At 37.6% G+C, this 23,309-nt stretch carries 19 protein-coding genes; 15 read left to right on the top strand and 4 right to left on the bottom strand.

Features of this window, described 5'->3' with window-relative positions:
• Together ACQKOF_RS04315 and ACQKOF_RS04320 are read left to right on the top strand one after the other, a co-directional pair.
• On the top strand, positions 1-192 hold the full coding sequence (locus ACQKOF_RS04315) for a hypothetical protein (RefSeq protein ID WP_427554038.1): 192 nt from the start codon (positions 1-3) through the stop codon (positions 190-192).
• Positions 193-210: 18 nt separating this feature from the next.
• The gene (locus ACQKOF_RS04320) at positions 211-822 is read left to right on the top strand and encodes an alpha/beta hydrolase (protein ID WP_427554040.1); all 612 of its coding nucleotides are present in this window, start codon (positions 211-213) and stop codon (positions 820-822) included.
• A gap of 55 nt (positions 823-877) precedes the next feature.
• Here the strand turns inward: ACQKOF_RS04320 and ACQKOF_RS04325 are convergent, their stop codons facing one another.
• The 3 genes from ACQKOF_RS04325 to ACQKOF_RS04335 form a co-directional block, all read right to left on the bottom strand.
• Positions 878-2,989 carry an MMPL family transporter gene (locus ACQKOF_RS04325; protein ID WP_427554042.1) on the bottom strand — a complete coding sequence of 704 codons (2,112 nt, stop codon included), beginning with the start codon at positions 2,987-2,989 and terminating at the stop codon, positions 878-880.
• A 357-nt stretch (positions 2,990-3,346) separates the two neighbouring features.
• On the bottom strand, positions 3,347-4,363 hold the full coding sequence (locus ACQKOF_RS04330) for an inorganic phosphate transporter (RefSeq protein ID WP_400724754.1): 1,017 nt from the start codon (positions 4,361-4,363) through the stop codon (positions 3,347-3,349).
• Positions 4,364-4,383: 20 nt separating this feature from the next.
• Positions 4,384-5,004, bottom strand: coding sequence for a DUF47 domain-containing protein (locus ACQKOF_RS04335; protein ID WP_053593946.1), 621 nt, complete (start codon positions 5,002-5,004; stop codon positions 4,384-4,386).
• 629 nt (positions 5,005-5,633) lie between these two features.
• Between ACQKOF_RS04335 and ACQKOF_RS04340 the strand changes: the two genes are divergently transcribed.
• Together ACQKOF_RS04340 and ACQKOF_RS04345 are read left to right on the top strand one after the other, a co-directional pair.
• Positions 5,634-6,320, top strand: a complete 687-nt coding sequence (locus ACQKOF_RS04340) for an ABC transporter ATP-binding protein (protein ID WP_427554160.1) — start codon at positions 5,634-5,636, stop codon at positions 6,318-6,320.
• A gap of 1 nt (position 6,321) precedes the next feature.
• Positions 6,322-7,641, top strand: a complete 1,320-nt coding sequence (locus ACQKOF_RS04345) for an ABC transporter permease (RefSeq protein WP_427554045.1) — start codon at positions 6,322-6,324, stop codon at positions 7,639-7,641.
• Positions 7,642-7,758: 117 nt separating this feature from the next.
• Here ACQKOF_RS04345 and ACQKOF_RS04350 read toward each other — a convergent pair whose 3' ends face one another.
• On the bottom strand, positions 7,759-8,919 hold the full coding sequence (locus tag ACQKOF_RS04350) for a class I SAM-dependent methyltransferase (protein ID WP_427554047.1): 1,161 nt from the start codon (positions 8,917-8,919) through the stop codon (positions 7,759-7,761).
• Positions 8,920-9,102: 183 nt separating this feature from the next.
• Between ACQKOF_RS04350 and putP the strand changes: the two genes are divergently transcribed.
• The 11 genes from putP (at position 9,103) to ACQKOF_RS04405 (ending at position 23,308) form a co-directional block, all read left to right on the top strand.
• The gene (gene putP / locus ACQKOF_RS04355) at positions 9,103-10,590 is read left to right on the top strand and encodes a sodium/proline symporter PutP (protein ID WP_427554049.1); all 1,488 of its coding nucleotides are present in this window, start codon (positions 9,103-9,105) and stop codon (positions 10,588-10,590) included.
• Between the two features lie 134 nt (positions 10,591-10,724).
• The gene (gene hflX / locus ACQKOF_RS04360) at positions 10,725-12,011 is read left to right on the top strand and encodes a GTPase HflX (protein ID WP_427554051.1); all 1,287 of its coding nucleotides are present in this window, start codon (positions 10,725-10,727) and stop codon (positions 12,009-12,011) included.
• Between the two features lie 407 nt (positions 12,012-12,418).
• Entirely contained in the window at positions 12,419-13,906 is a 1,488-nt protein-coding gene (locus ACQKOF_RS04365; protein ID WP_427554053.1) for a peptide MFS transporter, read from the top strand.
• A gap of 503 nt (positions 13,907-14,409) precedes the next feature.
• Positions 14,410-15,555, top strand: coding sequence for a M20 peptidase aminoacylase family protein (locus ACQKOF_RS04370; protein WP_427554055.1), 1,146 nt, complete (start codon positions 14,410-14,412; stop codon positions 15,553-15,555).
• Positions 15,555-16,379 (top strand): GNAT family N-acetyltransferase, encoded by an 825-nt coding sequence (locus ACQKOF_RS04375; protein WP_427554057.1) that lies wholly within the window; start codon positions 15,555-15,557, stop codon positions 16,377-16,379. The genes ACQKOF_RS04370 and ACQKOF_RS04375 overlap by 1 nt, the downstream gene beginning before the upstream one ends.
• Positions 16,380-16,401: 22 nt before the next feature.
• A complete protein-coding gene (menC, locus tag ACQKOF_RS04380; RefSeq protein ID WP_427554059.1) occupies positions 16,402-17,508 on the top strand; it encodes an o-succinylbenzoate synthase in 1,107 nt (368 codons plus the stop codon).
• 214 nt (positions 17,509-17,722) lie between these two features.
• Positions 17,723-18,775, top strand: a complete 1,053-nt coding sequence (locus ACQKOF_RS04385; RefSeq protein WP_427554061.1) for a YkvI family membrane protein — start codon at positions 17,723-17,725, stop codon at positions 18,773-18,775.
• An 810-nt stretch (positions 18,776-19,585) separates the two neighbouring features.
• Positions 19,586-20,536, top strand: coding sequence for an ABC transporter permease (locus tag ACQKOF_RS04390; RefSeq protein ID WP_370080044.1), 951 nt, complete (start codon positions 19,586-19,588; stop codon positions 20,534-20,536).
• Positions 20,529-21,482 carry an iron chelate uptake ABC transporter family permease subunit gene (locus ACQKOF_RS04395; RefSeq protein ID WP_427554063.1) on the top strand — a complete coding sequence of 318 codons (954 nt, stop codon included), beginning with the start codon at positions 20,529-20,531 and terminating at the stop codon, positions 21,480-21,482. Before ACQKOF_RS04390 ends, ACQKOF_RS04395 begins: the two co-directional genes overlap by 8 nt.
• On the top strand, positions 21,479-22,240 hold the full coding sequence (locus ACQKOF_RS04400) for an ABC transporter ATP-binding protein (protein WP_427554065.1): 762 nt from the start codon (positions 21,479-21,481) through the stop codon (positions 22,238-22,240). Before ACQKOF_RS04395 ends, ACQKOF_RS04400 begins: the two co-directional genes overlap by 4 nt.
• Positions 22,241-22,297: 57 nt before the next feature.
• The gene (locus ACQKOF_RS04405; RefSeq protein WP_427554067.1) at positions 22,298-23,308 is read left to right on the top strand and encodes a siderophore ABC transporter substrate-binding protein; all 1,011 of its coding nucleotides are present in this window, start codon (positions 22,298-22,300) and stop codon (positions 23,306-23,308) included.
• Position 23,309 lies beyond the last annotated feature (1 nt).

Genomic DNA, 23,309 nt, shown 5'->3' on the forward strand with positions numbered 1-23,309 from the left:
ATGAATGGGAAAAAAATAGTGGGAATAGTTATTGCTGTTGTTATAGCTGTTTGTTTATTTTCTGTATTTACGATTACAAAATTTTATAAAGACCATGAGGAACAGCCAAATCGTGAAAATCGAGAAGTTAATAAGTCAAAGAGCTTGAATTTAATTTTGCCGCAGGCTACAATTATCTCGAATTCAAGATAATTGAGAGGTGGACTGTAAATGCAACACGTTTTTCATAAAGGAACAGATGAAACAAAACCAACTTTTTTACTGTTACATGGTACAGGTGGAAATGAACAAAGCTTAATTAGCCTTGCAAAGGAAATTGATGAAACAGCAAGCATTTTAAGTGTCCGTGGAAATGTCCTTGAAAATGGTATGCCACGCTTTTTCCGTCGTTTAGCGGAAGGTGTTTTTGATATAGAGGATTTAATTTTCCGTACGAAGGAATTAAATGACTTTTTATTAGAAGCAGCACAGCAGTATGGCTTTGACCGTAATCGAGTGGTTGCTATCGGTTACTCTAATGGCGCAAATATTGCTGCTAGCCTATTATTCCATTATGAGGATGCTCTAGCGGGTGCGATACTGCATCATCCAATGGTGCCTAGACGTGATATTGAATTGCCTACACTTTCTTCAATCCCTGTCTTTATCGGTGCCGGAACGAATGATCCAATGTGTACTGCTCAGGAATCTGAGGATCTAGAGGCACTTTTAACGTCGGCTGGGGCAAATGTGACAACTGTATGGTTTAATTATGGTCATCAGCTAACAATGCCTGAGGTAGAAGCAGCAAAAGAATGGTACGACCGTATTTATTCAAAATAAGGAAAAATCCGCAACCTTTGAGTGAAGGGAGAGCTCACGGAAGGTTGCGGATTTTTTATTTTTGCTTCCTCGAGAAGGGGAGCCACCAATTCCAATCGCCAAAGAGCTTCATAAGACTTGGTACGAGCATGAGACGAATAATCGTTGCATCGATGGCGACCGCAATAGCTATACCAACCCCAATTTGCTTCACAGGCATTACATCTGTAAAAGCGAACGCCCCTGTTATCACAATCATAATAAGCGCTGCTGACGTAATGATACGACTTGTTGAGGTTAGACCTTCAATCGTAGCACGTGTATTATCTGCCCTTTTTTGATATTCCTCTTGAATGCGTGATATTAAAAAGACTTCATAGTCCATACTTAAGCCGAATACAAGACAAAATACAATTACTGGGATTATAAGGACAATCGTACCGGCTTCAATCCCCAAATGTCCGTATTGGAAAATATAGACGAGAATACCGAAGGCTGAGGAAAGTCCAATGATATTCATAATAATCGCTTTCAGTGGGATTAAAATAGAGCGGAAAGCGAGCATTAAAATAAAGAACGTTGAAACGATAATAATGGCTACAGCCAAGAAAATTTTACTAGAGATTTCATCGAAAATTTCTTGATTGAATTTCGCATGACCTCCAAGAGCAAAATCGACACCTAAATCTTTATCTTTCCATGTTCGAGCGAATTGTTGAGCGGTAGTTGATGAACCGGCTGCATCCAATGTAATTGGAATAAAGAGTTGCTTATCTTTAGAAAACGTATTTAGTATTGGTTTTAATTGTTCTGCCGCTTGAGGAATTTTCAAAGAAGCTGTCAGTTCCTCAGGGGACTTAATGTTAGCCGTCGTATAAATGGTTGATACATGACTCACTAGTGGGTCATCAAGTAATTGTTCTTGAATATTGAAAACAAGCTCTCTTGCCTCACTATCTTCCCAGCCTTCCTTACGTTCTGCTAGCAAATATAAAGTTGAAGTATCGCCAAGTCCGAACGTTTTATCTAACTGATCATAAGCTGCACGTGCATCATATTTTGTTGGTAATGAATCCACCTGAGGAATTGTAAGTTTAATATCCTTCAACGGAATCATACCAATGCCTAGTAATAATAATGCCACAATAACGATTGTCACTGGATGTTTCATAACAAAGCCAGCAAAGCCACGCCAACGATTTGCTTCACCAGGCTTTACACGTAATAAGCGCCATTTATTTAGGTTATCTCCTATTAGCATCATCGTAGCAGGTAGCAAGGTTAAGCCAGAAAGTACTGCAAGAAATACAACGATTGTGCCTCCTAAAGCGATATTGTGAAAAATTTCGACATCAATGACAATCATTGCACCTAAGCCGATCATGACACAAACTGCAGAAAAGATGATAGAACGGCCAGCTGTCTGTATAGCCGTTTGAATAGCCTGTACAATGGATGCATGGGCACGTTCTTCACGATAGCGGTTTATAAACAACAAGGCAAAATCAATACTTAATGCAAGTCCAAGCATTGGTACTATATTTAACACAAAAATTGATAAATTGACATTACCGCTAAACAAAGTCAAAATTCCAAACGCAGTTACAACAGTAACAATTCCGATAATGATAGGTAAGATTGAGGCAACGACAGTACCGAAAGCTAGTAATAGCACTATGATAGCGATTGGTAATCCTATTGCTTCCGCTGATGCTAAGTCTTTTTGACTTGCTGTATTGATATCTGCTGAAATAACGGGCCCGCCTGTAATGCTCACACCGTCATTCTCTATTAATGAACGAATGTCTTTCACAACATCAGGTAGATGATCAACATTATTTTTAATATGAACCATGGCATAAGCTATACCATTCTTTTGTAAAGAGGGATCATCAAGTGGTGACTGGATGGAATGAATCTCCTTCATTTTTTTTAACTTTTTTAAAGTATCCTGAATTTTTTTATCGTCAGCTGGATTGAAGACGACCAAAATTGTATCAGAAGGCAAATCAAATGTTTTTGCAAGCTCATTTGTTACGTAGGTATGATCTCCTTTAACAAAAAAACCGTCTCCATGAAGCTTATTTGGAAGTTGTATGGCAAACATAGCCATAGTAATAAAAATCACGAACCATAAGGCTACGATAGCTTTAGCGTGGGCTGTTATAAAAGCTGAAAAACTTTTCATAGTAAGTACTATCCTCCTTTTTAAAATAGTGTAAAGGATGTGTCGCATTTTGTCGTGTGACAATGTAAAGACTCCTGTCCAACAAGGAACAGGAGTCTTAGTATGCATTCAAAATCAATTATGCCGAGGCAGAATTGCGTCCGGAATCGGCTTTGTGCTTAGGCTTGCAGATGATTTTTGTGCGAAAGCGCAGTGCTAACGTAGCGGCAGCAACAGATGATTTTTGTACGAAAGCGTAGCGGCAGCGGCACCGATGCAGGTCAGTTAGCCGTTATCGCATGGATGTGATGATTTTAGGCTAACATCCTATATTGCACTCCTTTATTTCAGTGGTGTTTGGACACCCGCTGAAAGAAGTTAAAAGAATAACGATAATAAAAAGTAAATAATAGCTGCCATTACTGCAGAAATTGGCATTGTAATAATCCAAGTAGTTACGATTTTACGCGCCATTCCCCAGTTTACACCACGTACCCGTTGTGCAGAGCCGACGCCCATGATAGAGGAAGAAATAACGTGTGTTGTGGATACTGGTAGGTGAATTAATGTAGCACCGAAGATAATGGATGCAGAAGCTAAATCTGCTGCAACTCCATTCACAGGACGGATTTTCATGATTTTACCGCCGACTGTTTTAATAATTTTATAGCCGCCGATAGAGGTACCAAGCCCCATTGCAGTTGCTGCTGCAGCTCGTATCCAAAAAGGAATTTCATCTCCTGTATGCAAACCACCAGCGATTAACGCCATCGTCATAATTCCCATTGCCTTTTGGGCATCATTAGTACCGTGTGTAAAAGATTGAATAGCGGCAGTGAAAATTTGCATCGTCCGGAAACCTTTATTCGTTCGATATAAATTTAAGTTTTTAAACCATAATTTAAACAGTGTCATCATAATAAAACCAGCGCAAATCGCAAGGATTGGTGATAGCACTAAGGCCATAATGATTTTAGTGAAACCGCCATAGTTTAGAACTCCGAAGCCAGCAGATGCAACTGCTGCACCAGCAATGGACCCAATCAGAGTGTGTGAAGAACTCGATGGAATACCGAAATACCATGTTAGTAAGTTCCAAATAATAGCCGAAATTAATGCTGCTAAAATAACGACTGAACCTGTCGTATCTCCTTGAAATGCATTTAAAGAGAATGGATCTACAATATCTTTTGTCAAAGCCTTTGCAACACCGACGAAGGTAATAGCTCCGATAAAGTTCATCGTCGCTGCCATCATGATAGCTACACGTGGTGGCAATGCTCTAGTGGAAACTGAAGTTGCGATAGCATTTGCTGTATCATGGAAGCCATTGATAAAGTCAAATGTTAGGGCAAAGATAACGACCAGTACGGTTAGTATAATGATTGTGTTCATTGTAAGTGCCCATCTCCTAATTACGCGTTACGCATGATAATTGTTTCCATTGTATTTGCAACGTTTTGACAATGATCAGCGATATCTTCAAGTTGTTCATATATATCTTTAAATTTAATAATTCGAATTGGATCTTTTTCATTTAGAAATAATTGCTTAATAGATGAACGTTGCACTTCATCACATTCACGCTCGTAGTCTTTAATAAGAATTGAGTGTGGGCGCATGCCAATAAGATTCTTTTTCTTTAACTCTTCTGTTGCTTTAACAATTTCATCAGCACTTTTTGAAATATAGCCTAAGAAAATACGCATTGACTCGTCAACTTCTGTTAGAGAGAACATTTCAAAATGAGCGATACAATGCTCCGTACCATCTAATACGTCGTCCATACGAATGGCAAATTCTAGAATGTCTTCGCGTTCGATAGGTGTCATAAATGATTTGTTTAGCATCACGATTAGTTCATGAATGAGCTTATCACCAGCTGTTTCGTAATTTTTCATAGTAATGCTAATCTCTTTTAGGTCAGCTACACTGTTAATACGAAAATCATTCGCGTAATGTACGGCCTCTCTCATATTCTCAGCAATTTTATGCAAAGCTATAAAGAAAGGGTCTTGTTTTTTTGAGTTAAGCATGTAAATCGAATCCTCCTGGATAAAATAAATTGGCCTCTAAACTTTACTATCATAACAAAATCTTTAATTTATCTACATAAAATTCTTCTATTCTACAGAAAACTTTACAATTCTGTAATATACAATTTGTTCACAAAATAATAAAGGTATCTCTGTATTTGTTTTTATTAATACAGAAAAAAGCCTTAAAGATAGGTTTTATAAAAAGTTTTCCCTCTGTTTAATACAAAAAGATACTATTTGGACATAAAATTTTGAATAAATTTTCGAGTGAATTGTAAAGAGAATGTAAAGAAATTGTTTTGCTAATAGTTTTCCACTTTCTTAAGAATATCTTCATTTTTATCCTTCAACTTTATTAAGAATTATTTACTACAATGAAGAAAGAAGGGTTAATAACCATAAGTTTGGGATGATATTTGTTAAAAACATATTCATGTATAGAAGTTGATTGGAGTGGAGGCTGGGCGATTCCTTGGGGATCAGCGTCACAGATGAGACCCTGGAGCGAGCCTCGCGAGTGAAGCGGCTCATCGGACGCCCCCAGGAAAGCGCCCAGCCGGAACGGAAATCAACCCCCACGTTTTGGTGATGAATCTAAAGAAGGTGAAAGGGGCGTTTTTTTGAAAATGATTCAAGTCGAGAACTTACAACATACATTTTTAATTGGAAAGAAAGGCAAGGAAAAACAGGTTCCGGTATTAAAAAGTGTCAATTTTGAGGTGAAAAAAGGAGAGATAGTGGCAATTGTTGGGAAGAGCGGCTCCGGTAAATCAACCTTATTACAAATATTAGCCGGATTTATGAAATCAGAACAAGGGTCTATTAAGGTAAATGGAAAGGAGACTGCTAATCTCACGGAAGCAGAAAGTGCAGCTTTTCGCTTGGATCAGTTCGGATTTATCTTTCAAAACTTTCAACTGATGCCAGGATTAACAGCGTTTGAAAACATTGAACTACCGTTGAAATTACAGGGTATCAAAAAAGCTGTGCGTTCAGAAAAGGTGAAAAAATTAATGGACAAGGTTGGTCTAACTGAGGTGGCAGACCATTATCCAAATGAATTATCGGGTGGTCAACAGCAGCGTGTTAGTATTGCAAGAGCCTTAATTACAAATCCTCCTATTTTGTTGGCAGACGAGCCGACAGGAAGTCTTGATTCGGAAACAGAGCAAGATATATTGCTACTCATTCAAAGTCTAAACCGTGAGCTGGGTTTAACATTTGTCATTATTACTCACGACGAGGAAGTAGCAACAATAGCTCATCGACGTTTCCGCATGTACGATGGGGAACTTGTAAAGGAGGAAGCATAACATGTTATTTAAAGATCAATTAGATTTTGTTAAACAGCATATAAAGAAAAATAAATTACGCGTGTTTATGACAGTACTGGCGGCAACGATGGGCTGTGCATTTTTGATTGTCCTCGCATCAGTTGGGTTTGGGCTTCAGGATTCCTTACGTAATGAAATACTATCGAATGAAAAAGTTACAAAAATTCAAGTATTCGGTAATGGTCAATTTACAGAGGAACAAATTAATGAAATAAAAGGTATAGAACATGTGGAAACAGTACTCGAAACGATTACTGTCAGTGCATCTGCACATTCACTTTTTGAGGGTCGTGATACACAATCTGATTTATACGTTGCTAATATGCATGATTTTGAGCAAGTGAATGGCAAGCTTGAGAAAGGGAAGTATCCTACAAAGCCAAACGAAATCGTTGTAGGTTATCATTTTGCTCAAACATTAGTCAATGATGCTGAACGCAAAATTATTGAAGAAAAGAGTAAAGAAGCTGAAGTAGAAGGCACGTATTATAATGGTAGTGAGGAAGGTTATAAAGGCTCATTAATTGGTAAAGAGATCGAATTATCATTAATGCCACATACTGATGGGGCAGAAGAGACAGAGAAAATGAAATATACGATTGTCGGTGTTATGAAGAAGCCTTCTTATGATTGGATGATTAATAACTCTATCTATATGGATACAGAGCAAAAGCCAATGCTAGCTTCAAGTTTAGCTGCAACAGGTAAGGTTAAAGAGGATGAAATGTTTTATTCGGAATTTAATATTTTTGCGGATAGTATGGAAAATGTAAAGCCGATATTAGACAAACTAAAAGACAAAGGCTATAGCGTTTATTCAGTTACTGAGCAATTGGATAAAATGAATGTGTTTTTCCTAGTTTTAAAAATTGGCTTAATATTTGTAGGAACAATTGCTGTCTTGATCGCCTCAATTGGCATTTTCAATACAATGACAATGGCTGTTACAGAGCGTACTCGTGAAATCGGAGTTTTAAAGGCGATCGGAGCAAGTCCAAAGCTTATTCAACGATTGTTCTTAATGGAAAGTACATTCATTGGTATTATTGGTACTTTGATAGCGGTAGCCATTTCATATGTTATTAGCTTTGTAGCAAATGCTGCATTACCTTTAATTTTAAAAGCAGCAACAGGGGAAGATGCTTTTAGTAGAAATGAAATTACATTCTCCCTTATTCCTTGGCAGCTTGTGCTAATTGCTTCAGCAATTAGTATTGGGGTAGCGATGGTTTCAGGCTATCGTCCAGCACGTAAGGCCACAAAAATTGACGTAATTCAAGCATTACGACAAGAACTATAATAGAAAGGGCGGTCCAGAAGTTATTGGACCGCCCTTTTACTTTGAATTGCGCAAATTAGAAATATATCCGCGAAAGGAGGGCGCATACCCGCGCTACGACCATAAATACAGCGAATTTTATAAGTAAGCTTGTAATTCATTCGCTAAAAACGGCTTGGCATTTAGCAACTTTAAAAAGGCATCATAGTTAGCACGCTGTTCAGAGCTCGGCTTTTTACCTGTATGATAGGCTCGTATTAAAATGTTTTTAGGTGTATTTTCCATATCTATAAACTCTAGCAATTGTGCCTCATAGCCAACGAGTGATAAAATTTCCGCTCGGATTGCATCTGTTGCGAGCGCTGCAAAACGTTCGCGTACGAGACCGTGCTGAAGCAGGATATCCAGTGCTGGTGTGTTAAGCTGGCGATTTAACTCATGCTGGCAACAAGGGACACTTAAAATAACGCTTGCTCCCCATTTTACAGCACGGGCTAATGCCATATCAGTGGCAACATCACAAGCGTGTAGCGTCACCACCATGTCTACTGCAGACTCCTCATTATAATCATTAATATCTCCTACTAGAAATTCGAGCTGCTCATAACCTAAATCCTGTGCAATTCGTGAGCATTCTTCAATGACTTCCTTCTTTAAATCTAAACCAGTGACACGAATGTCTAAGCCTTTTTCGATTTTTAAATAATGGTATAGCGCGAATGTTAAATAGGATTTGCCTGAACCAAAATCTAAAATACGAACCTGTCGATCCTTTGGTAAATAGGTTAATGCATCATCAATAAATTCGATGAAGCGGTTGATTTGTTTAAATTTATCGTATTTTTGTCTTTTTATTTTTCCTTCTTCTGTTTGTACCCCAAGACGAATTAAAAATGGATATGGTTTATCCTCTGCTAGTAAATAGTTTTTCTTGCGATTATGCGCTAAATTGACTTGCTTTGGCGCTGAGGATTTATCGGATTTCCATAGTACTTTGTTCTTTTTTGATAGCTGTACTTGTATTTTTTCATCAATAAAATCAACATGCGCTTGACGGTAATCGTTAAAAAATGCTTCCAGCTTCTCATGAAAATTTTCTAATAAAACATTTTCATGTTTTAAAATACGTTCAAATTGATATTCAACTTGTATATGGTAAGCATCCTTAAGTAATAAAGGTTTTAGCTTTATACGCTTTACTTCGTTTGATTTCATACGTGGTTGACTGATCGTAGCAGTAACGAGTTGCTGTTGTAAAATCTGCTCCATAAGATGAGCTTTCATTTCTTCAAATGTCATACATTTCGCCTTCTTTATCGTGTTATAGATGGCACTAGTTTAACACAATTTAAGAAGCGCGATGCTAGTATAAATTCCGGCATTCATTTTTTGAATATTTATAGGATATTTTTGTATATTTGTGGTATTTTAATTATAGAGAATTTTTAATAAATAGACTAAAGGGGAAATAGGGGGAAATTTATGTCTGAAAACATGTATCAATTACTTGCGATTATTATTTATATGATCGCCATGCTAGGAATCGGTTGGTATGCATTTGTTAAAACATCGAATTTAACAGATTACATGCTCGGTGGGCGTTCACTAGGCCCTGCTGTTACAGCGCTGAGCGCGGGTGCAGCAGATATGTCTGGCTGGCTGTTAATGGGTTTGCCGGGTGCAATCTATTTAGCTGGACTTTCCAAAGCTTGGATTGCCATTGGCTTAACAATTGGCGCCTATTTGAATTGGCTAATAGTAGCACCGAGGCTGCGTGTATATACACAAGTTGCTAATGACTCAATTACTATTCCGAGTTATTTAGATAATCGTTTACGTGACAACACTAAGCTAATAAGAATTGCGTCAGGTATCATTATTTTAATCTTCTTTACATTTTATGTTTCTTCTGGAATGGTTGCAGGGGGCAAGTTTTTTGATAGCTCATTTGGCTATGAATACCATACTGGGTTATTAATTGTATCTGCTGTTGTTGTAGCATACACATTGTTTGGAGGATTTTTAGCAGTTAGTTATACAGACTTTTTACAGGGACTTATTATGTTTTTAGCACTTATAACTGTACCGTTATTCGGATTGTTTTTAACAGGTGGAATTGGTGACACAATAGCATCTATTAAAGCTGTAAATCCTGAACACCTGAGCTTATTATCTTCAAATGCAACTGCTGCAGTAATTATTTCATCACTTGCATGGGGACTAGGTTATTTTGGACAGCCACATATTATCGTGCGCTTTATGGCTATTAGCTCAGTAAAGGAAACAAAGCAGGCTCGTCGCATCGGAATTGGCTGGATGATGTTAAGTTTATTTGGAGCGATTGCAACAGCTTTCGTAGGTGTGGCTTATTATGAGCAAAATGCAGGTGAGTTAAAGGACGCTGAAACTGTATTTATTGTACTTGGCCAAATTTTATTCCATCCGTTTATTGCAGGTATAATGCTTGCTGCCATTTTAGCCGCAGTTATGAGTACAATTTCATCGCAATTAATTGTTACTTCGTCTGCACTTGTAGAAGACATTTATAAAGCTTTATTTAATAAAACAGCAGATGATAAGCATTATGTTTTTATTGGCCGTGTCGCTGTTTTAGTTGTAGCTATTGTCGCAGGGATTTTAGCATGGAATCCAGATAGGTCTGTTTTAGACTTAGTGGGCTTTGCTTGGGCTGGCTTCGGTGCAGCGTTCGGTCCTGTAATATTGCTGTCACTGTATTGGAGGAAATTAACGAATTACGGAGCACTCAGTGGGATGGTAGCTGGTGCTGCAACTGCCTTTGTTTGGGGGAAAATTAAGTTCTTAGCTGATACATTATATGAGATTGTTCCAGGCTTCTTAGTATGCTTAATCGTTGCGGTTATTGTCAGCATTTTGACATATAAACCGAATAAAGATATTGAAGCCGAATTTAATCGTACTGAAGTATTACTAAAGGAAGAACGTAAGTAAAAATGAAATGCGCCTTTTGCATAGAGGCGCATTTTTTACGATATAAATGTTAAACGACACGAATTTGGACATTATATGGTAAGATGAAGAAAATTTGTCGTAGTAGCACCAAGGTGTTGGTGGGAGGTTTGTGGATGGATAGAATTAAAGAAGTAGATATATTGTTGGAAAAAGCTGTTTTAGTTGGCGTGAATTTACGGAATGATGAGCATTTTGATTATTCAATGGAGGAGCTAAAAAATTTAGCTGAAGCTTTAAATGTTGAAGTTGCCGGCATTGTTACACAAAATTTAGAGCGCATTACACCATCTCATTATGTTGGTACTGGTAAAATAGAAGAAATAAAAAAATTTTATGATGAAACACAAGCAAATTTAGTGATTTTTAATGATGAATTATCACCTTCACAAATCCGTAATTTAGAGCGTGATTTAGAGACGAAGGTTATTGATAGAACGATGTTAATTTTAGATATTTTTGGACGTCGTGCTAAAACAAGTGAAGCACAGATGCAAGTTGAGTTAGCACAATTGCAATATATGCTACCTCGTTTAGTCGGCTTGCATGCTTCTCTCAGCCGTCAAGGTGGTGGCACAGGGGGTGGCTTTAAAAACCGTGGTGCTGGTGAAACAAAGCTCGAGCTAGACCGTCGGAAAATTGAGGATCAGATTTCGAAAATAAAGAAAGAGCTAGAGCATGTAAAGGAGCAACGAGAGACGCAGCGTAAACAACGACGCAAAAATGCTGTTCCTGTCGTGTCTATTGTTGGCTATACGAATGCTGGTAAGTCAACGATTATGAATCAGTTACTTACGAAAATAGGACAGGAAGATCATAAACAAGTGTTTGAGAAGGATATGCTTTTTGCTACACTTGAAACATCCGTCCGTCAAATAGAATTACCTGATAAAAAGACATTCTTATTAACAGATACAGTTGGTTTCGTTAGCAAATTACCGCATCATCTAGTCAAGGCATTCCGCTCAACATTGGAAGAGGCTCGTGATGCCGACTTATTACTCCATGTTGTAGATGTTTCCAATTCTGAGCACGGCTTTATGATGGAAGTAACAAATGAAACGCTTAAAGCAGTTGGCGTTGAAGGGATTCCGACGATTTATGTGTATAATAAAGCGGATATAGCAAACGTTCCTTATCCTGTTATTAGTGGTGATAATATTTGGATTTCAGCGAAGCAAGGGATTGGATTAGAAGAATTATTGCAAATGATACGTCAGCATATTTTCTCTGATTATGTAACATGTAAAATGCTCATTCCGTATGAACAAGGGAATATCGTTTCTTATTTAAATGAAAATGCCTCTGTCTATGAAACAGCGTATGAAGAAAATGGTACGCTGCTAACAATAGAGGTAAAAGAAGCGGATTACGCAAAATTCCAACAATATGTAATTAAATAATGAATAACATCATTGTTTTAAAAGCATGCTAGAAGCACTTCGTGTTTCTAGCATGCTTTTTTGTAATCGAAAAAGCGAATTTGCATCGCTGTGAATGAAATTATAGATAATACTAGTTTTTTTGTTTAAAAAGTAAAAAATCTGACTATAAAATATTTTAGAATAATTTCAAGGTAGTTTATAATTCAGTAGATATTTAAGAATCAGAAAACTTAAGAATATCAATGGATTTTGCACAATTCTATGGAAATCATTCTGAATTTAAAGAAAATGTGTAAAATTCCAACATTTTTTAAAACTCTTGAAAAAGTTTTTAAAACGCTTTAGTATGGTGAAATAAAGTTTTTATCCTTACTATTGGGTAATAATATTATTATCGGATAATGAAATCGGGAGAGGATATTTTTATGTCTACTAAAGATGAAATTGTAAAATCCGTCCCTCAAAATGGCTTTGTCGGACACCCTAAAGGGCTCTTTACATTATTTTTCACTGAATTTTGGGAACGATTCTCATACTACGGTATGCGAGCAATTCTGATCTTCTTTATGTATTATGAATTGCACGAAGGCGGTCTAGGTTTAGAAGAAGGAACAGCGCACTCCATTATGGCTATCTACGGATCAATGGTATACATGTCCGGGATACTCGGTGGTTGGGTTGCTGACCGAATACTAGGTACACGTAGAACCATTTTCTATGGTGGCGTATTCATTATGTTGGGCCATTTACTGCTAGCGTTACCTGGTGGCGTAAGCATGTTATTTACTTCGATGGCATTTATTGTCATTGGGACAGGCTTATTAAAACCGAACATTTCAAGCATTGTCGGAGATATTTATGCTGAAACAGATAGTCGCCGTGATGCAGGTTTCTCAATTTTCTACATGGGTATTAATATGGGTTCATTCCTTGCACCTTTAATTGTCGGAACAATTGGACAAAAGTATAATTTCCACCTAGGCTTTGGTCTAGCAGGGATCGGAATGTTTGTTGGTTTAATTATTTATAAATTAACAGAGAAAAAATATTTAGGGATAGCAGGGTTACAAGTAAACAACCCATTAATGCCTGAAGAACGTAAAAAAGTCTTTACACGATTTGGGATTATAGCTCTACTTATTATTATTGTTGGGGCAATTGGTATTAAAACTGGTGTACTAACAATGAATGTTTTCAGTTTAATTATTACGACGCTAGGTGTATTAATTCCAACGGTGTTCTTTATTTATATGTATCGCAGTGAGAAAACAACGAAGGATGAGAAGTCTCGCATACTCGCTTATATTCCTTTGTTTATATCAGCTGTAATGTTTTGGGCAATCCAAGAACAAGGGGCAACTATTTTAGCAACGTTTGCAGATAAACGTACACAATTAGATATTGGTGGTTTCCATATTCAATCTTCTTGGTTCCAATCGTTAAACCCTTTATTCGTCGTTACGATGGCTCCGTTATTTGCTACGTTATGGTTGAAGTGGGGAGATAAACAACCATCTACACCACGTAAATTTGCTTATGCATTATTCTTTGCAGGATTGTCATTCGTAGTGATGATGCTTCCAGCGTATTTATCTGGTGGTTCAGATTTAGTAAGTCCATTGTGGTTAGTATTATCATTCTTTTTAGTTGTAGTTGGGGAGTTATTATTATCGCCAGTAGGTTTATCAGCTACTACAAAATTGGCTCCGAAGGCTTTTGCTGCACAAACGATGTCACTTTGGTTTTTAACAAGCGCAGCAGCGCAAGCAATCAACGCACAACTTGTAAAAGTCTATGAAGTGGTAAGTGAATTCACATACTTCGGTTTCTTAGGCACATTATCAATTGTTTTAGGAATAATAATATTAGTACTTTCGCCAATTATTTCAAAGGCGATGCGAGGTATTAACTAATAATAGGATGTAAGTGCAGTTATTCAAATAACTGTACTTGCATCTTTTTTGTATTTAGGTGCATTTGATATTAGTGTCTGTATTAACAAACCGAGGAGGTGGGCAATCATTCGTCAGAAAGTTGAAAGCTAGTGCCAGTAGAAACAAAAGTGATGGATAGAACGTCATAAAGCATCTAAACATTTAATGAAGAACCATTTTTATAATGCTAAAAGACTCGATGATTCTAATGACTCTAAGTATTTATTTTTTAGCGTATCATCAAAAGATTGGGATGACATTTTTTTAAAACGTATGCTATGTAAAGAAGTTGATCTCCGTTCCTGCTGGGCGACTCCTTGGGGATCAGCAATAGAGGAAAACCAACACGTTATGCGATGAGCCATTTATCTACCGTATTATGTAGTTAATTTGCTGAATGCGGGAATATGTTTTTTGTGTGAAAAGATTTCATTTTCGTTATAATAGTCTTAATAGTATGATAATTTAAGGGGTTGGGTGCTATGAAGGAAGCTTTAAGTCGTTTGAGGCCAAGATTAATGGAGATTTTCACGTATTTGCACGCGAATCCAGAAATAAGCTGGCATGAGGTAGAAACAACAAATTATATTTTTGATTTACTAACACGTGAAGGTTTTTCACCAATACGTTTTAAAAACAGTACAGGGCTTTATGTTGACGTAGGAAATGGCAATCCTAAAGTTGGTTTGCGTACGGATATGGATGCGTTATGGCAGGAAGTAGATGGTGATTTTCGCGCGAATCACTCCTGTGGCCATGACGGACATATGACGATGGCAATTGGTGCTCTATTACTTTTGAAAGAACTTGCTCCATCATTCGACGGTACAATTCGTGTGATTTTTCAACCTGCTGAAGAAAAAGGAACAGGTGCTTTATCTGTTTTAAAAGAAGGAATTATCGATGATTTAGACTTTTTATTTGGTGTCCATGTAAGACCTGTCCATGAGCTTGAAGACGGTACATATTGTGCCGCGTTACATCATGGAGCATCCCGATTGCTTGAGGGGGAAATCATTGGAGAAGATGCCCATGCTGCAAGACCGCATCTTGGCGTGAATGCGATTGAAGTAGGAGCAACTATTATCGAAGATTTAAGAACGATTCATACAGATCCAATGGTTCCTGTATCAGTTAAGATGACCAAATTCCAAGCAGGAGGGGAATCTGGCAATATTATTCCTGGATGTGCATCGTTCACCATTGATATACGAGCTCAACAAAATGATGTAATGGATGCACTTGCACAGGGAGTGAAAAGGGTGATTGATTCTTCCAAGGTCTTGCATAAAGTACAGATTGAAATACGTACAGTAGCAAATATTGTAGCTGCTGAGGTAGACCCAACTGCCCAGTATCTTATGGAGCAGGCAATCGTGCAAGCAACAGGGTTGTCGAATTTAAGAAAACCAGTTCATACACCTGGAGGAGAAGATTTTCATCACTATGCTGTTCAACGTCCGCATATAAAATCTACGATGTTAGGTTTAGGTTGTGGGCTAACACCAGGACTACATCATCCGAAGATGAAATTTAAGCAGGCGAGGCTTGTAACGGGGGTTGAAATCCTTACAAGAGCGGTATTGTTAGCATTGGAGTCGGGGAATACAAAGGAGGGGTCAGCATAATGTTAGAAAGAGTGCGTATTCAAAAAATAATGACACCTACAGAGATTGCAGAAGTACAAATTTTGAACGAAAGTATTTGGGGGAGTCAGGCTATTCCCTCGCATCAATTGTTAGCGGTTGTACAAAATGGTGGATTAGTCCTTGGGGCGTATTTAGACGAAAAGCTGATTGGCTTTAACTACTGCTTTGTTGGCTATCGACAAAGAAAAATGTATTTACACTCACACATGATTGGTGTTGAGAAAACATATCGTGAACAAGGTGTAGGTGAATTATTAAAGCATGCCCAGCAGGAATATGCAAAAGAACATGGGTTCCAGCTTGTAATTTGGCTATTTGATCCGCTAGAAGCATGTATGGCTAATTTATCATTTTTGAAGCTCAATGCCTTTAGTTTTCAATATGAAAACGATTATTATGGTCCGCTCAAGGATGATTTTAACGATGGGCTACCGTCAGATCGAATTGTTGTAGAATGGTGGATTGAACACGATCGAATGGAAGATTCCTTGGATGAACTGGAAGAAGGAGCTGAAGAAATTGTACCGTGGTCTTTAACGGTGGATGGCTTACCAGTGCTCGATATTGATGGTGAATTTCAGCGCGAGCAATTATATTATAAGGACGCCTATTTATTGCCCATTCCTCAATATTTACAAAAGATGAAAGTAGAGAGTCCTAAACTTGCAGAGGATTGGCGTTTTAAAGTTCGTACTATTTTAACGACATTGTTTGAGCAAAATTATGCGATTGTTCGAATGAAAAAGAACAAGGAATATGTTGATAGCTATCTATTAGTCAGACGCTCCTTATTAGCTTTATAATAAGGATAAGGAGTGAAATCTTGTGAAACTAAAACAGATTATAGTCAGACATATAAAAATGCCTATGAAAGCACCGTTTACAACGAGTTTTGGCACAATAGATGAAAAAGAACTCTTACTTATAGAAGCGATAGATCAATCAGGAACTATAGGATGGGGAGAAGCTGTGGCCTTTGTAGCGCCTTGGTATACAGAGGAGACATTAAAAACGACATGGCATATGCTTGAAGACTTCTTAATCCCCATCTTGTTACATAAAGAGGTTGGGCATCCAGATGAAGTTAGTGCTTTGTTTTCCTCTATTCGTCGTAATTGCATGGCGAAGTCCTCTATTGAAGGGGCTATATGGGATATTTACGCTCAACAAACGAAACAATCACTTGCTCAAGCGTTAGGCGGGGATAAGGAGCAAATAGAGGTAGGCGTTAGCGTAGGAATTCAATCTTCCGCAGAAGCATTAATTGATTTATTAAAAGGCCATGTAAATAAAGGCTATAAACGAGTAAAAGTGAAAATAAAACCTGGTCACGATGTAGAAGTTATTCGAGCTATTCGAGCTGAAATGCCAGATTTGCCATTGATGGTAGATGCTAATTCTGCTTATTCATTGAATGATATGGAAGTATTGCAGCAACTTGATGCATTTAATCTATTAATGATTGAGCAGCCATTAGCTGTAGATGATATTGTCGATCATGCAAAACTACAGCGAAAGTTAAAAACGCCTATTTGCTTAGATGAAAGCATCACCTCTTATGAAGATGCACGAAAAGCGATAGAGCTTGGTAGTTGTGGTGTTATTAATATAAAAATAGGACGTGTAGGCGGGTTAACAGAAGCAAGAAGAATTCATGATTTATGTAAGGAAAATGATATTCCTGTTTGGTGCGGCGGTATGTTAGAGGCAGGTATCGGACGAGCGCATAATATTGCATTAACGTCGCTCTCTAATTTTGTATTGCCTGGGGATACTGCAGGCTCTAGTCATTATTGGTATGAGGATATCATTACACCTGAAGTAATTGTAGAGGATGGTTATATTCGTGTGCCACAAACGGCCGGAATTGGATATACACCTAATATGATGGTAATTGATAAGTTAACAATCAGTAAGAAGGTCTATCAATAATAGGTTCATCACCAAATGTTGTGGATGACTTTTGGTAAAACGTCTACTATGTAAATAAGTTGATCTTCGTTACGGCTGGGCGACTCCTTGGGGATTAGCGATTGGAGGAACGAAGGCTAAAACCATCACGTCCTGTGATAACGCCTTCGTGACGGAAATCAACCACATGTTTTGGTGATGATCCCAATAATAGGATAAACAGGGAGAGAACTGATTGAAAAAAAGTTTGCAAATCGGTGGTGCCTATGTAGGAATTATCGTTGGTGCGGGGTTTGCATCAGGACAGGAAATCGTACTATATTTTACGAGTTATGGCTTTCAAGGAATATATGGTGCACTTATTGCTACATTTGGATTTGCTTTAGTAGGAATGTGCATTGCTCAAATTAGCTCAAGGTTGCGTACGACATCGCACAAGGATTTAATTTATCAAATTTCAGGTAATGCTGTAGGTTTGGTGATGGATTATTTACTGTCGCTCTTCTTATTCGGTGTAGCGGTAATCATGTTTGCAGGAGCAGGTGCTACGTTTCATCAAATGTTTGGACTACCAGTTTGGCTAGGAAGCATCTGTATGATTGTACTTACTATCGCGACAGTTATGATGGATGTGAAGAGTATCATAAACGTTATTGCTGTAGCTACACCCTATCTGCTAGCAATTGTCTCGATAATAGCTATCTATTCATTAGCAACGATGGATTTAACCTTTGTCGAACAAGCTGTTATCGCACGACAAGCACAGGTAAGTTCTAAAAGCTGGTGGGTTACTGCTTTACTGTATTTGTCTTTTAATATCGGTGTGTGTTTTTCACTTTTAACTGTTATGTGTGGATCTATTCGCAATGAAAAAGTGGCAGGGATGGGAGGCATTATTGGGGGGATTTTGCTTGGAGCTTTAATTCTGCTTATTAACCTGTCTCTTCTTGCAAAAATGAATGAAATCGTTGGCGTAGATATACCGATGCTAGCTTTAGCAAATGAAATTCATCCTCAAATCGGTCTGCTGATGTCCATCTCCTTATTAGGGATGATTTATAATACAGCAGTGGGGATGTTCTATTCATTTATGGTAAGATTTTCAAAACCTAATAAGGCCAGTTTTAAGGTAACTGCCGTTTTTATTGGTGGTTTGGGCTTTTTAGCAAGTCTTGCTGGTTTTACGACGCTTGTAGCCAAGCTATATGCTGTGATGGGATATGTCGGTTTTATATTAATCGTTTTAATTATTTTTGCATGGCTAAAGGGCGTTCGACGAATAGTTTAACTTCTTTCAGCAATTATTTTCTGTAGCGAAAGCAAAGCGTCAGCTACAAGTGTTTTATGTAACGTAAGTGAAACGGCAGTTACAAGTGTTTTATGTAACGTAAGTGAGACGGCAGTTACAAGTGTCTTATGTAACGTAAGTGAAACGGCAGTTACAAGTGTCTTTTGTACCGAAAGCATAGCGACAGGTACAGAAGTCTCCCGCTTCTATAGGTGGTGAGATGAATGCGGTTTTAAGTCATTTTTCAGTAGGTGTCCAAACTTCCGCTGAAAGAGAGGAACTCAGTCTAAGAACGCCACGTCCTGTGGCAATTTATCTGTCGCTTCGCTTTCGCACAGACAAAACACCTTGCTGCCGCTACGTTAACACTGCGCTTTCACACAAAAAACATCTGTTGCTGCCGCTACGTTAACACTGCGCTTTCGCACAAAAAACATCTGTTGCTGCCGCTACGTTAACACTGCGCTTTCGCACAAAAAACATCTGCTGGCCTAAGCACAAAGCCGATTCCGGACGCAATTATGCCGAGGCATAATTGATTTAATAAGGTGGTTGAGAAAAATTAGTATTTTATTCTCAATTACCTTTTTATTTGTGTGAAAAATGTAGAGATAATTAACTTCGGAAGTAATACAAAATGCAAATATTCTGTTGGGAATGCTCGTTTTTTAAGGATTTGCAAATAAAACGAGAATAATTCTCAGTCGAAGGTTGACTGAGAATGGAAACACGCTTATAATGAGAATCGTGAGTAATGATAATGATTTTCAATAAGTGTTACGAGCAAAAATGAATCTACCGGGGATTACAATGAAAAAAAGATATCTTTTAACAGCAACTGTTGTGCTGTCTATAGTTTCACTATTTATCGGGGTAGTTGATATAAAACCGAGTGATCTATTAGACTTCGAATCAGAAGAAACTAGACTATTTTTTATTAGTCGTATACCGAGACTTGTAGCAATTTTGTTAGCAGGTGCAGGTATGAGTATTGCTGGTTTAATTATGCAAAGCTTAAGTAGGAATAAGTTCGTGTCACCAACGACAGCAGGTACGTTAGATGCTACAAAGTTGGGGATATTAATTTCGATGATGTTTTTCACAAATGTCTCGTACTTTCAAAAAATTTCCTTCGCTTTCATATTTGCTTTAGCCGGCACATTATTGTTTATGCAAATATTAAATCGAATAAAATTTAAAGATGCGATCTTTATACCGCTTATTGGCTTAATGTTTGGGAATATCCTTTCTTCCATTACAACGTTCTTTGCGTATAAGGCGGATATTATCCAAAACATTTCTGCATGGTTACAGGGAGATTTCTCATTAATGATGAAAGGTCGTTATGAGCTTTTATACATAAGTGTACCCGTGCTGATTTTAGCTTACATTTATGCGAATCGTTTCACAGTGGCAGGAATGGGTGAGGATTTTGCAAAAAATCTTGGTCTTTCCTATAAATTCGTTGTGAATTTAGGTTTAGTGTTAGTAGCACTTATTTCGACGACGGTGGTGCTAACAGTTGGTGTGATACCGTTCCTTGGTTTAATCATTCCAAATATAGTTTCGCTGTTCAAAGGGGATAACCTTGCTAAGACATTGCCTCATACAGCATTACTAGGTATGTCGTTCTTATTATTCTGCGACATTATAGGGCGTGTACTGATTTTCCCTTATGAAATTCCGATTAGTATGACTGTCGGGGTCATCGGAAGTGCGATCTTCCTAATTATGTTGTTTAGGGGGAAAGCATATGCGTAACCGTACAAAAATGTTGATTTTACTAGGTCTTGCAGTAATTTCTATCTTACTGTATGTATTTTATGAACTTAATGGTAACTATCATTATGCGTTTCCACGCCGCCTTATTAAAGTGGTAGCGATGTCGTTAACAGGGATTGCGATTGCTTATTCAACTGTAGTCTTCCAAACGATTACACATAACCGTATTTTAACGCCAAGTGTAATGGGACTTGATGCATTATATATGATGGTTCAAACGTTCATCTTTTACTTTTTTGGCTCTATGTCGATATTCGTTATTAATGCCAAATACAATTTCTTACTAGCTGTTTTAGCTATGGTTGTCTTTGCGGTGATTTTTTATCGTGTATTGTTCAAAGAAGGAAAACGTCCGATTTATTTCTTGCTGCTTGTCGGTATGATTGTCGGAACATTTTTAGGAAGCGTAACTACGTTCTTCCAAGTGTTAATAGACCCGAATGAGTTTTTAAGCTTACAAAGTAAAATGTTTGCAAGCTTCAACAATGTCAATTCAGATTTAGTATGGCTTGCAGCTGTTGTCATCATCATTACCTTTATTTATGGCTGGCGTCATATAAACCAATTAGACGTAATGTCTCTTGGACGTGATACAGCAATTAACTTAGGGGTACCATATGACAAGCTTGTACAGCGAATGCTCATATTATCTTCGGTGTTAATTGCCGTTTCTACAGCTCTTGTTGGGCCTATTACGTTCTTTGGCTTAATCGTGGCAAATTTATCGTATCAATTTTTCAAGACGTACAAGCACTCTGTGATAATTGCAGGTTCTTGTGTCATGAGTATTGTAGCTTTAGTCGGTGGACAGTGGATAGTCGAACGTATTTTTAATTTCGATACAACACTAAGCGTTATTATAAACTTCGTAGGTGGCGTGTATTTCATCTACTTATTATTGAAGGAAAGTAGGTCAGCAGGATGATCCAAGTAAAAGAAATCTCTAAGTATTTTGGGAAAAAACCGGTCATTCAAGATGTTAGTGTCGACGTTGCACCAGGGAAAATTACGTCTTTTATTGGACCAAATGGTGCAGGTAAATCAACATTGCTTTCAATGGTAAGCCGTTTACTTAATGCAGACACTGGAGAAGTATTACTCGATAAATCAGATGTACGTCGTTGGAAATCGGATGATTTTGCGAAGCGAATATCAATTTTAAAACAGTCCAATTATATGAATGTACGTCTAACAATTCGTGAGCTTGTTTCATTTGGGCGTTTCCCTTATTCGAAAGGAAATTTGAAGCCTGAGGATGAGCTAAAGATAGATGAAGCAATTCAATATATGAATTTAGATGATATTCAGCACAATTATTTGGATGAATTATCGGGTGGTCAACGTCAACGTGCATTTATCGCTATGGTTATTGCACAAGACACAGACTATATTTTGCTTGATGAGCCGCTCAACAATTTAGATATGAAGCATTCTGTGCAAATCATGAAAATTTTGCGGAAGCTCGTTGATGAGCTGGGGAAAACAGTTGTCATCGTATTACATGATATTAACTTTGCTTCCGTATACTCTGATCATATTGTCGCATTAAAAAATGGACGTGTTGTCAAAGACGGTCCAACAAATGACATCATCAACTCTGATGCGCTTAAGGAAATCTATGATATGGATATCCCTGTTCAAGAACAGGACGGCTGTCGCATTTGCGTGTATTTTAACTCTTAAAAAATAATAGATGGAAATGTCCACCTAAAAAATAAATCTTAAAGGAGCAATTTTACAATGAAGAATTGGAAATTACTTACTGTTTTAATGGCAATGATGCTATTGGTATTAGCTGCTTGCGGCTCAAAGGATGATACTAAAAAAGAGGATACAGATTCTAAAACTGATAGTAAGTCTGCTGAAGAGCAAAAAGGAGAAGCTACTGCTTACCCACTAACAATCCCAGCTATCAAAGATGGTGAAGATACTTTTAAAGAAGTAACTCTTGATAAAATGCCTGAAAATATTGTTGTATTCGACTATGGTTTCCTTGATACTTTAGATGCTTTAGGTGTTAAAGTTGCAGGTCTACCGCAAAAATCAGTTCCTAACTACTTAAGCAAATATACTGATAAAAATTACGTAAATGTTGGTTCTTTAAAAGAGCCTGATTTTGAAGCAATCTCTGCTCTGAATCCAGACATTATTTTCATCTCTGGTCGTCAAGCATCAGCTTACGATGAATTATCTAAAATTGCGCCAACTATATTTGTAGGTGTAGACGATCAAAATTTCATGGAATCATTTAAAGAAAAAACAGAATTAGCTGGTAAGATTTTTGGTAAAGAAAAAGAAGCTGCTGATGCATTTGCTGCATACGAATCAAAAGTAGAAGAAGTTAAAGCTAAAACAGCTTCAGCTAAAGAAAAAGCTTTAATCGTTTTAGCAAATGAAGGTTCATTATCTGCATATGGTCCTGGTTCACGTTTCGGTGTCATTCATGATGTATATGGCGTGAAAGCTGCTGATGAAAAAATTGAAGTTTCTACACACGGTGCAAACGCATCATTTGAATATGTACGTGACACAAACCCAGATATTTTATTCGTAGTTGACCGTGATGCTGCTGTAAATCCAGAAGGTGAGTCAGGTACAAAAGCTGCAATTGAAAACGAAATCGTTGGTGCTACTAACGCTGCGAAAAATGGTAAGATCGTTTATTTAGATCCACAAGTTTGGTATTTATCTGGTGGCGGTTTAACTTCTGAAACTCAAAAAGTAGAAGATGTTCTTAAGGTGTTTAACTAAT

Source organism: Lysinibacillus sp. NPDC093190, assembly GCF_050280425.1.
Classification (GTDB): Bacteria; Bacillota; Bacilli; order Bacillales_A; family Planococcaceae; genus Lysinibacillus.